The 10,547-nt window shown below is 48.0% G+C and carries 10 protein-coding genes; all 10 read right to left on the bottom strand.

Annotated features, from left to right (window positions below):
* Positions 1-120: 120 nt before the first annotated feature.
* On the bottom strand, positions 121-1,248 hold the full coding sequence (locus B3K89_RS08120; RefSeq protein WP_345907246.1) for a glycoside hydrolase family 88/105 protein: 1,128 nt from the start codon (positions 1,246-1,248) through the stop codon (positions 121-123).
* 14 nt (positions 1,249-1,262) lie between these two features.
* The gene (locus tag B3K89_RS08115) at positions 1,263-1,931 is read right to left on the bottom strand and encodes a GntR family transcriptional regulator (protein ID WP_345907245.1); all 669 of its coding nucleotides are present in this window, start codon (positions 1,929-1,931) and stop codon (positions 1,263-1,265) included.
* A complete protein-coding gene (locus B3K89_RS08110; protein ID WP_345907244.1) occupies positions 1,913-2,788 on the bottom strand; it encodes a sugar phosphate isomerase/epimerase in 876 nt (291 codons plus the stop codon). The genes B3K89_RS08115 and B3K89_RS08110 overlap by 19 nt, the downstream gene beginning before the upstream one ends.
* Entirely contained in the window at positions 2,773-4,368 is a 1,596-nt protein-coding gene (locus B3K89_RS08105) for a glycoside hydrolase family 28 protein (protein WP_345907243.1), read from the bottom strand. Before B3K89_RS08105 ends, B3K89_RS08110 begins: the two co-directional genes overlap by 16 nt.
* Positions 4,365-5,207 (bottom strand): carbohydrate ABC transporter permease, encoded by an 843-nt coding sequence (locus B3K89_RS08100; protein WP_345907242.1) that lies wholly within the window; start codon positions 5,205-5,207, stop codon positions 4,365-4,367. The genes B3K89_RS08105 and B3K89_RS08100 overlap by 4 nt, the downstream gene beginning before the upstream one ends.
* Positions 5,208-5,211: 4 nt before the next feature.
* Positions 5,212-6,129, bottom strand: a complete 918-nt coding sequence (locus B3K89_RS08095) for a sugar ABC transporter permease (RefSeq protein WP_345907241.1) — start codon at positions 6,127-6,129, stop codon at positions 5,212-5,214.
* 12 nt (positions 6,130-6,141) lie between these two features.
* A complete protein-coding gene (locus B3K89_RS08090; RefSeq protein ID WP_345907240.1) occupies positions 6,142-6,741 on the bottom strand; it encodes a hypothetical protein in 600 nt (199 codons plus the stop codon).
* A gap of 70 nt (positions 6,742-6,811) precedes the next feature.
* Positions 6,812-8,140, bottom strand: coding sequence for an ABC transporter substrate-binding protein (locus tag B3K89_RS08085; protein ID WP_345907239.1), 1,329 nt, complete (start codon positions 8,138-8,140; stop codon positions 6,812-6,814).
* Between the two features lie 326 nt (positions 8,141-8,466).
* Positions 8,467-8,925, bottom strand: coding sequence for a reverse transcriptase domain-containing protein (locus tag B3K89_RS08080; protein ID WP_345907238.1), 459 nt, complete (start codon positions 8,923-8,925; stop codon positions 8,467-8,469).
* Between the two features lie 789 nt (positions 8,926-9,714).
* Positions 9,715-10,506, bottom strand: a complete 792-nt coding sequence (locus B3K89_RS08075) for a DUF4037 domain-containing protein (protein WP_293892582.1) — start codon at positions 10,504-10,506, stop codon at positions 9,715-9,717.
* Between the last annotated feature and the right edge of the window lie 41 nt (positions 10,507-10,547).

Here is a 10,547-nt window from a genome sequence, read left to right as displayed (position 1 = left end):
TAGTTTATATTTGCACAGCTCCTTAGCTATTCTGCAACAAAAGGCAGGAGTATCATCACCCCTGCCTTCTTGGATCACTGTACTGTACGGCTCAGGCCGGAGCTCCCAAAATCTGGAGTATCAAGCAAGTCTGTCTGCATACTCATACTCCAATGCAGCAAGCAAAAGCGGACCGGTACCATGCATATTGTCAGTGACTCTGGGTTCGCCTGAAGTATAGTAGGAGAAACTGCCATCTCGATACGGGTTAACATCCAGTGCTTTGCCGAGTCCTGCACTTTTGCAGATATCCCTCACATGTAAAATTCCTTGCTCATCGATATTCGTCTTGTGCATCAGCATGCCCTCAAAAGCCCTGACACCAGCCTGTTTGCAACCAACAGGATCGGTAACAAGGTTCTTGCGAGCTGCTTTTTGCAGGAAATACGAGAACATTGCCGAGGCAGAAGACTCAAGGTAGTTGTCACCTTCATTCGGCTTGTCCATAACCTGCCACCACAAACCGGTTTGGACATCCTGCACAGAACAGACTGCAGCACCAAGAGATGAGACCAGCACTGCAAGACGGTTTCGGTATTGCAAATACTCATCGGTTTGTGGGATGTAATCGAGAATATCCACCAACGCCATGCAGTACCATCCAAGCGCCCTTCCCCACACGTAACCGGAAAGGCCGGTTTCAGGATTGCACCATGGCATGGACTTGCTCTCATCCCAGGCATGGAGCAAAAGACCTGACTTGGGCTCCAGGCTTTTGTTGTACATCAGCTCAAATTGAGATACCAAGTCGTCAAGCAATGCTAAAAGGCTGCCTTGCATCTTGTAATACTGGACGGCAAACGGAGCCTGCATATAAAATCCATCCAGCCACATCTGATGCGGATAGCGTAGCTTATGCCAGAATCCACCTTCCTCCGTGCGAGGTTGGTTTTCAAGCTGCAGGGCAATGGTCTGCATAGCCTTCACGTAACGAGTTTCACCTGTCTCCTGATACATGGGGAATAAGAACTTTCCAGGAGCTACCAAATCCAGACTGTACTCGTCCATGACATGACCGTTGATGCTTCCGTCGTTGTTGATGAACGGCTCGTAAGTATTGAGAGTCCACGTTTTCAATGCTTGGTCACCGAGTACCACCGATGTTCGATACAAACTCTGCAGGGTGAGCTCGGTTACATAGTGCCAGGAACGCTTGTGCGTATTAAACAGGGTGACCATCGAAGTGGCCATCAATTGTGTGTTATTCATCGGTTGCTCCGTTATTAGGTGTTCGTGCTCAAATTGCGGATCGTCCGCAATGCAGAGGATAGATAATAGTTCAAATGGAAGTTGTACGCGTTAGCTATCTCATCGGTGTTCTCTTCCATAATCGCCCGATAGATGAGCTTGTGATGTTCCAGTGTCTCGACCCACGTTTCCTTATTGATTTCATTGCGCAACCCATTGAGCATGCTGATTCGATACGCATCCTGGAAAACGGGAACAAATGAGCGGTCCAATCGTGTATTGTGCGCCGAGGAGACGAGAATGTGATGAAATTCAAAGTCACACGTGCACAGTGTCTCTGCATCCACTTGCGGAATGTTCTTGCATAACATTCTCAGTTGCTCAATGTTATCTTCCAAGGCGTTCAAATCAACCAAATGCAGATTCTGACAGACGGTAACAGGTTCAAAAATCTTACGAAAACTGAAAACCTCGGAGATTTCTTTCGCATCCAGACGAGAAGCATACATACCCTTGCGCGGGATCACCTCGACCAGTTGCTCGGCTACCAGACGGATAATGGCCTCGCGAAAGGGCGTTTTTCCTATCTCGTATGCACTGCAAATCATCTGCTCGTCAATACGGTCCCCTGGAAGGATAACACAGTTGAGTATCTGCTTCTTGATTACGTCGTATGCTGTTGCTGTCAAACTCTTCTCTGCCATCGTACCCCTTCCTTGCTATCAGTATCATCAGGACAAGTCGCCAGTGCAAGGCATTTCTTCATATTTGACAGGGAATGAGTCGCCGAGGTTACTGCATCGGGCCCTTGGAGGCTTTCAATGGCAACAGCTCCACGATACCCGGCCTCTTGCAAGGCCGAGAAAAACAAACCAAAGTCAAAGTGCCCATGACCTACATACATACGATCATTATCCGACACATGGACATGACCTATAGCAGGCCCGGCTTTGAGAATCGCCTTACGAACATTGCACTCTTCAATATTCATATGAAATGAATCGATATGCAACTTCAAATACGGAGAATTGAAGGAAGATATGAATGCAAGACCTTCTTCGATGGTATGCAGGAAATCAGCTTCATAGCGATTGATCAGCTCGATTACGAGCGTCTGTTTCTCCGTTTCGGCTGAATCAAGGCATTCCTCAAGGCTTGTCCGTAGGTTTGCCTCAAATGCCTGCCTGCTCGAACAGTCCTTGATATTCCCCCGCAGCAGTCCGATAATCACCACTGCATCGTTGAAGTAGGAGGCAGTAACCAAATGCTCCTTGACCCGTTGAATGGCTTGTTCCCGAACCGCTTGGTCATCGCTGGATAAAAACAGACGATCGACGCTATACGCTTCACCAGTACCAATCGAGCAGACATCCAGGTCATGCGCATCCAATAAGCGCTTCAGAGCAACCCGATCAATGCAAGAGGAGTCACGCAAGTGAATCTCGACCTGATCAAATCCACAGGCCTTGATCTTGGGAAATGTCTCCGAAAAAGGTCCTTGAAAAACAAAAGGAAGTCTCGAACCAATGTTCGTCTGGGTTGCGGTTACTGCAAATCGCATTCCATTTCCCCTTGTGTGTGTAGTATATCGATATCCTCGCACAAGAAACCAAGCCCTTCCTGCCCTTCAATCGTCACGGTATCAAGAACCAGTTCATTGACGTTTTTAATCACATACCCTTTCTTAATACACATATCAAGATCCGCCATCATTGCCGGATATTCTGGTTTTGCCTCTTCTGCGAATCCTACATGCACATTCTGCAGTGTCAATTTCTCAATTTTAGCTTCGGGAAGCCCATGGAAATAACACGCTGCCACCTCTGAGTTTCGGGCATCGATATTCCTGAATGTCAATTCCTTGATGCGTGGTGTTCTGTCATCTACAGGAAGGCATTCTTTACTGCGTACATAGTCGCTGTGACCGTCGGGATCGCAACACCAGTAGAAGGAATTAACGACAAAAGGAGTAAGCACTCCATCCATATCGATATTCTCGAAGGTGATATTGCTTACCACAGCGTCTTTTCCCCTCCCCCTTCTCGTCTTGACCCTGAGCCCCCGGTCGGTATTCCTGAACACGCAATCACTAGCCAGTACATCGTATACGCCTCCAGCCATTTCACTTCCGATGGTGACAGCCCCATGACCGTTCTCCATAAGGCAGTGACGGACTTCAAGGTTGCGGGAAGGAACCTTGTACTTTTTACCCATATAGATTTTTCCAGCCTTGATGGCGATACAGTCATCTCCAAGGGAAAAATGGACACCAAGCAGCAAAAGACCATTTACCGACTCCGGATCAATACCATCAGTGTTCGGTGAGACCTTCGGGTTCAACACAGTCAAATTGATCCATTTGGTGTCTTCGCTGAAGTACGGATGCAAATTCCATGCGGGGCTGTTCTGGATCGTCAAACCCTGTATGAGAATGTGCTTGCAGTTGTTGAGAAAAATCATTCTCGGACGGAAGGCTCCACCAATCTTGATGCGGCCCTCATCCTTCCACCAATTTTCAAACGAGGCTTCACCATCCAAAACACCTTGGCCGGTGATGACGACATTCTCAACCCCGACGCCGGTGAACAAGGAAGCAAAAGTATTCAATGGATTTCCTTCCCAGCTTCCCAGATTATATTCGCCCTTGCCATCGGTGGTTTCAATCAAGCCCGGAAGAATTGGAAGTTTTTTCCTGTCGGTGGTGAACTTCAAAGTGGCGTCTTTTGCAACCTCGATAGTGATATCACTCTTCAGAAACAGACTTCCCACCCGATAATCACCCTGAGGAACAAGCACCCGCCCGTTTGCCGGGCAACAGAGTATCGCAGCCTGAATGGCACTGGTATCATCGGTCTTTCCATCACCCTTGGCGCCGAATCGATGGACATCCAAGGTGACCAGTTCGACTCCAGTGGTGAATTCTGTATGGTAGTATTGCTCCCCCATAACAATATCCAGGGAGTAAGCAGTCTGAGGAAGCAGGTCGTACAGGGTCTCGACAACCTTGTTGGATACACCGGTCTTCGTCCCGTTTATAAAGATTTCATAGTTCTCATTGGTCAAGAACTTGCCGCTTCCTTCCAACATAAACACTGCAAATCGTGGTTCAACAACCTGCATGACAAGAGTAATGTTGCTCATCCTTTTATTCCTCCTGCTGTAATGCCGTCTACAAATGAATCCTGAGCCAGGAAAAATACGATGATAGAGGGCAATATTGTTACTACCGACATGGCGAGTACTTTGTTCCATTCAAATCCGCTTTCTGCATCCATAATGAGCCGAAGCCCCAAGGAAGAGGGATACTTGGAAACCGAGTTGAGATAGATCAACGGCCCTTGGAAGTCATTGGAACTCCACATGAACTGAAATAGCACGACGGACACAATCGCCGGAACAGTCATGGGAACCATGACATGCCGAAGTCTCTGCAAAGAGTTGCACCCGTCCAGGAAAGCCGCCTGGTCGAGATCCATCGGGATAGTTCTCATAAACTGAACGAGGATGAATACAAAATAGGTATCAACAGCGAAGAAGCTCGGAATGACCAATGGCTTGAAGGAGTCCAGCCACCCAAGCTTGTTGAATAGAAGGAACTGAGGGATATTCAGTACCACCTGCGGAAGAAAGAGTGTTGATATACAAAGCCCGAAGAGCAACTTCTGTGACCTGAAGGAGAATCGGGTAAAGGCGTAGGCCGCCATTACACAGGAAAGAACAGTACCCAGCACCTTTGGGATAACAAACAAAAACGTGTTGATCATATAGCGTCCATACTGATAGTTTGAGGCAAACCATCCGTTTTTATATGCATCAAAGGTCGGGTTCTTCGGTAAAATGCTGATCGATGAGAATATTTCGGCATTGCTGCTCTTGAACGATGAGCCCACCATCCACAGCATTGGATAGAGCATTAGGAAGCCAATAAAGATCAGGATGGTATATTTCATAATTTCTGCAATTTTCTTACGTGTTTCCATGGCATTAATCCTCGTTGTAGTACACCCAATATTTCTGACTGGTGAATGCAATCACAGACAAGACTGCGACAATCATGAAAAGCAACCAAGCAAGAGCACTGGCCATGCCCATGTTGTAGGTCTTGAAAGCATTCTGGTAGATGAGCAGAGTGATGAGGGTTGTGGAACCCATAGGACCACCCTGGGTGATAATGTACGGACCATTGAATTCTTGGAACGTCTGTACTAGCTGGGTAACGATATTGTAGAAAATAATTGGCGAGATCAGGGGGATGGTGATAGAGAAAAAGGTCCTGACCTTGCTGGCTCCATCAATCATCGCAGCTTCGTATAGATCTTTAGGCACGTTCTTAAGGGCGGCCAGGAACATAACCATTGCCGATCCGAACTGCCATACCCTGAGCAGACTTACTACATACAGTGTATACGACGGGTCACCGAGCCAGTTCACCTTCTGTGCTCCGAAAAAGCCGAGGACTTGGTTCACCAAACCATCATTCTGCCAGACAAACTGCCATAACACAGCGATGGCAACCGACCCTCCGAGGATGGAAGGAATATAATAGGCGGTTCTGAAAAATTTAATCCCCTTGAGTTTTGAGTTGAGGATATGGGCAATAAAAAGGGCAAACGCCAATTTCAAGGGAACGGTAAGGAAGGCATATTTGAATGTCACTGCGAATGAGTTCATATACCGCGACGATGTGAAGATTGATTCATAGTTCTTCAACCCGATGAATGAATACGTGGCGTTGAACAAATTATAATTGGTGAAGCTGTAGGCTGCTGTTGCAAGAATGGGATAGAGCTTGAACACAGCAAAGCCGATAAGCCAAGGAAGAAGGTAGAGAAACCCTCTACCCATATCGATTCCTTTCTTTCGATTTCGGTGGGAAAGCTGCTTGGCAATTTTTTGTTTCATAGAGTGTTTCCTTTACACATACAAGCTTTGCTTCACTTCAATTGCATGCAGGCGATCGATATACGGTTTGGTTTTTGCTTGAGAGGAGTGCAGCATCGGTAGATACAGATAACTGTCCAAAAGTTCAAGCCGTATTCCTTTCAAAATGACCCAGTCAAAGACTTTCTGCTCTTCAGCTGTCAATTTTTGGTCTGCTTTGCATTGCTTGACGGCAGTACGGAAAAGGTCCTGAAGTGCTTTGTACTGCTCAAAAAATTCCTCATCCATCCACTTCAAGGCAAGAAGAAGCATCACGCTCGTTTCCAAGGGCTTGCTCCGGCTTGCCGAGGTAAATGCTGCCTCTACTAAGGCTGGATACCGCTCCTTGGATTCATACGAACTCTCAAAGCGGATAAGAAACGAGAGGTCGCACATCGGATTGGGAAGCTCTGCCAAATTCTCCAGCAAAGCTGAGAAATATGGAAAGGCGGTCTGCTTGCCATTTGATTGATTCAAAGCCAAATGTCCGTAGAGCCCTTTGGTAAGCAAGGCATCCTCAAGGTCTTCACAGCTTGATGAGATACCTTTTTCATTGTAGTAGTCAGACAACAAGGAAATTGCAAGTGGTGTCATTATCATCTCTCTCTAATATATAGAAATAGAAAGGCTTGGCATCCTTTGCCAAGATGCCAAGCCAACCTTGTCAATATGCGTTTCTCTGGTATACGTCGTTGATGGTTTCAACCATGTACCGAGCAAGCTTTGCGGTATCTGCACCTGCACTCAGACTCTCAAAGACCTCATAGTAGAGTCCGGTGGTATCCTTCAGTTCGGAATTCTCAAAATTCGGATCGAGGGAGAAGTTATTCACCTTCAGTACTGCCTGGTTTCCTTCATAGGTCAAACCTTTCATCAGACCATTGTCCGCAAGGACTTTTGTTGCAGCATTGTTTGCAAGCATTCCACGCTCGGTACCCATGATCAACACACCTTCGGGATCGTTGGTCAAAAAGTCGAGCAACATAATGGCGGCTGCCTTATGCTTGGAAGTTTCGGTGACGGCGAAACACTGGGTAATCTTGGTCAATCCTGCCTTGCTCGGACCGAGATCCATCGGGAAGGCTCCCATGACAAATTCCTGGTCTTTCTCCAGCGCTGCAGCCATTTTGGATTGTGCGGAGTCCCATTCATAGAATCCGGCATATCGACCGGTCATCCATTTGGGGTTTTTCTCCAGAACCGTGGCGCCATCTCCCTTCATCGTTGCAATTGAAGGAAGTACGTGGTTCTTTTCAAGGCTGTTGATCCAATCAAGTCCGTCCTGTACTTCGGCTATAGAATAGTTGAGCTGGTTGTCGACAGCCCATGGCTTGCCATACTTTGCATTGAGGTAATAGATCATCAACAACATACGTTCATATTCATACAGACCCATTGGATAGTAGTCATTTCCAAGCGTATTCTTGAAGACTTGTCCTGCCTGCATAATTTCTGCAAAGGTCGAAGGTACAGGAAGGCCGGCCTTGTCGAAAGTTGACTTATTCCAATAGAAAACCTTGCCGGTGGTACCAATCGGCAGTCCTTGCAGTTTACCAGCTACTATGTTCTGGTCGAGGATACCCTGGTCATAGTTTTGCAAAGAAAGAATGTGGTCATAATCGCGCAAATCAACGAATTTGGATCCATCAGAAGAGAACTGGTACATCCAGTTCCAGTTGATCTGCATGACATCGGGGGCGGTACCGCCGGAAAGTTGGATGGCGTTCTTCTCCGTCCAGCCGTCCCATGCACCATATTCGGCTTTCACCGTGATGTTGGGATACTTTTTCATGAATGCATCGATGGCGGCCAAGGTTGCCTTGTGACGGGTCTCCCCACCCCACCAGTTAATCCTCAGTTCAACCTTTTCATTTGGATTGAATGTTTCGATGGTTTTCTCTTGTGCAGGTCCCTTTGCAGCTTCACTGGAACCGCCGGCAAACAAGGGAAGGACCAACAGAATCGTACACAGTACAACGACTAGTTTTTTCATAGTGTCTCCTCCTAGGAATGTTTTGGAATAGGCTAAATATATCACAGACCATATAAAACGCAAGTAGTTTATGAATATTTTTCGATATTTTTTTATTTATGTATTTCTTAAGACCAATATTGTGCATTTATTTATATTTATGATGATTCTAACAATAAAACTCGATTGTGATAAAACTCATCCTGAAAAGCTATTCTCAATGCCCAACCCCATGCAACACAAAAAATATGGATTGTCACAAACGCCGATAAGTAACATGGGCGTCCCCGTAGTAATCGAAATTATTCTCTGAGAGCAACAACACCAAAATCGAGTAAACGACATTATCAACTTCCGCACAGGTCGGCTTCCATAGGCAACCTTCCAGCTACGTACTCATATCCCTCGCTCATGAAGATTTGCGCCTGTCTGACCGCATCCTCGGCGCTCCGCCCCGGCCGGTAGCCGTAGCTGGCGTCGCTGAAGGTCGGTTCAAACACCGGTGTCAGCACCTGCACCACCGCTTGCTGTACTATCCTGTCCCTCACGGTCGGGATCCCCAGCAGTCTCTTCTTGCCGTTGTCCTTGGGTATCTCCACCCTTCTGACCGGACTCGGCTTGTACTTCCTTGCAAGAATCTCGGCGACAATCCTTTCCTTGTTCGCCCCGAGGTACTCGGGTGCCTGTTCCGCACGGATTCCGTCAATGCCCGGGGCTCCCCGGTTGCTCTTGACTTTCTGTGCGGCTTTGGCCAGGTTGTCGTCGGAAACGAGCCTCTCGCAAAGCTCGGTGTTCGGCACTGGCATGCCCTCTCTTGTCATAGGTTCCTTCCTTTCCCGCCTTCCAAATACAGGGCTCCCTGCAGCCCTTTGGAATCTTCCAGCTGCATCTCGCCCCCTTTGCCGCGGTTCGGCGTTTCCGCTCGCAAGAGCGTTCGATCGTTCGGCCCTTCACGGCGTCTCCTTGCCGCTACTATGGCCTCTGCTGACTTCTGCGCCCGACCAATGCATGTCGCTTTGAAACTCCATGCACCTTGTCCCCGTCATCACCGATATTGCAGGCTGGGAGACGGGACGCAGACCTCCCCTGTTAAGAGCAACAATGACTTTCCTTCCATGCAACCGCCACATTTACCCCGATGATTGTAGTGAGGACTTCATCACATTTGGCTGACTCATCCATCATCGCGGCCTTGTATGTGGTTTCTGTTCGTCGGTTCGGAAGTTTGCCTTCGGCTTCCTTCAGACACAATCTCGCAATTGCGCCCTTGCCTTCAGCTAGCAGTTTCTAGACACTACATCCTGCAACGGTCTTTCACCGTCTAGTCATTGCCTATGCAGGGCAAACCAAAAGGCAGGAGTATCATCACCCCTGCCTTCTTTGCTCATCGTACTGTATGGGTACTAAAACCCGTAGGCCAGAGCTCCCCCGTCAACCGCGTAATCGACACCGGTAATGTAAGTGGCATGTTCTGAAAGAAGAAAGGCAACCATAGCGTTCTCCAATCTGGTGGATAGAGGCTCCCTTGGTTTGGATGAAGCGAAAACCATCTGCCTACAGATATTGCATACCAACCCTAAGCGGGTCTACAGGCTCTAGGTCAACCACCCCTCTTGCTTCAGAAGCTCATCCAGATGGTCCAAAAGCCGGGTTATCACTTCAAGTTGGCTGGCATGCCCGATGCTTTGGGTAAGTTCTTTGATATCCTCATCGAAGAGAGGGGGAATGAACGTGCAGGTTGCATGCACCCAAGCCTCCTGTCGCTTCTCACCGGGGTGCGTCTGCTTGTTCAAGGCAAAGAGAATATCGAAGTAGCTCTCAAGCAATGCAGAGGTGCGGTGGATCAGGCTGATGGAGTCTTTTCTCTGTACGGCATGCTCGATCTGCTCGAAAAAGGATGCGGTAAGCTTGCTTCTGAGCAAGGGGTAATTATTGGTGATAATCGCTTTCTGCAAGGCTTGAGGATACTCAGACTCCAACAGTTGCTTCAGCTGCGTGAACCTTCCACGCTTGTCAAACAACACCTGTGATGTCTTGATATTGTGCACGAAGGCTGTCGAATACCCCACCCGGGCTTGATGGCCCACCCAGACGCGTTTTATTTCCTCTTCCACCCAATCGAGATTGCGATACATCAGATCGACAAACGTCCCATCCTTGAGCTGCATCTCATCGCCCGGACCGAAGTAGTCATTCTGCAGTTCGGCCTTTGCAGCAAATTGCTCAGCCAATGCTTGACGGAAAGCCAAAGGCAGCGGCTGCTGGCTGTAGATATACAGGTCATAATCGGACAGCGTGTCGGGTCCGAGACCGGTTTGGGAACCTGCAAGCGTAAGAGCCTCAACATCCGGGTGGGCAGCCAAGGTTGCGATAAAGGATTCAATCATGGGCTTATAGTGACATACCATTGAAAAAGAGAAAAGCTATC

This window comes from Sphaerochaeta sp. UBA5849 (genome assembly GCA_002432715.1).
In the GTDB taxonomy this organism is placed as follows: Bacteria; Spirochaetota; Spirochaetia; order Sphaerochaetales; family Sphaerochaetaceae; genus Sphaerochaeta.
Note: the sequence above shows the minus strand (reverse complement) of the source record. Positions and strands in the feature narration are given on the sequence as shown.

Bases quoted from the DNA above. Each gene is read 5' to 3' on its own strand.
- B3K89_RS08095 (WP_345907241.1), bottom strand. From the start codon at position 6,129: ATGAAACAAAAAATTGCCAAGCAGCTTTCCCACCGAAATCGAAAGAAA.
- B3K89_RS08085 (WP_345907239.1), bottom strand. From the start codon at position 8,140: ATGAAAAAACTAGTCGTTGTACTGTGTACGATTCTGTTGGTCCTTCCC.
- B3K89_RS08110 (WP_345907244.1), bottom strand. From the start codon at position 2,788: ATGCGATTTGCAGTAACCGCAACCCAGACGAACATTGGTTCGAGACTT.
- B3K89_RS08105 (WP_345907243.1), bottom strand. From the start codon at position 4,368: ATGAGCAACATTACTCTTGTCATGCAGGTTGTTGAACCACGATTTGCA.
- B3K89_RS08100 (WP_345907242.1), bottom strand. From the start codon at position 5,207: ATGGAAACACGTAAGAAAATTGCAGAAATTATGAAATATACCATCCTG.
- B3K89_RS08115 (WP_345907245.1), bottom strand. From the start codon at position 1,931: ATGGCAGAGAAGAGTTTGACAGCAACAGCATACGACGTAATCAAGAAG.
- B3K89_RS08080 (WP_345907238.1), bottom strand. From the start codon at position 8,925: ATGCCAGTGCCGAACACCGAGCTTTGCGAGAGGCTCGTTTCCGACGAC.
- B3K89_RS08075 (WP_293892582.1), bottom strand. From the start codon at position 10,506: ATGATTGAATCCTTTATCGCAACCTTGGCTGCCCACCCGGATGTTGAG.
- B3K89_RS08120 (WP_345907246.1), bottom strand. From the start codon at position 1,248: ATGAATAACACACAATTGATGGCCACTTCGATGGTCACCCTGTTTAAT.
- B3K89_RS08090 (WP_345907240.1), bottom strand. From the start codon at position 6,741: ATGACACCACTTGCAATTTCCTTGTTGTCTGACTACTACAATGAAAAA.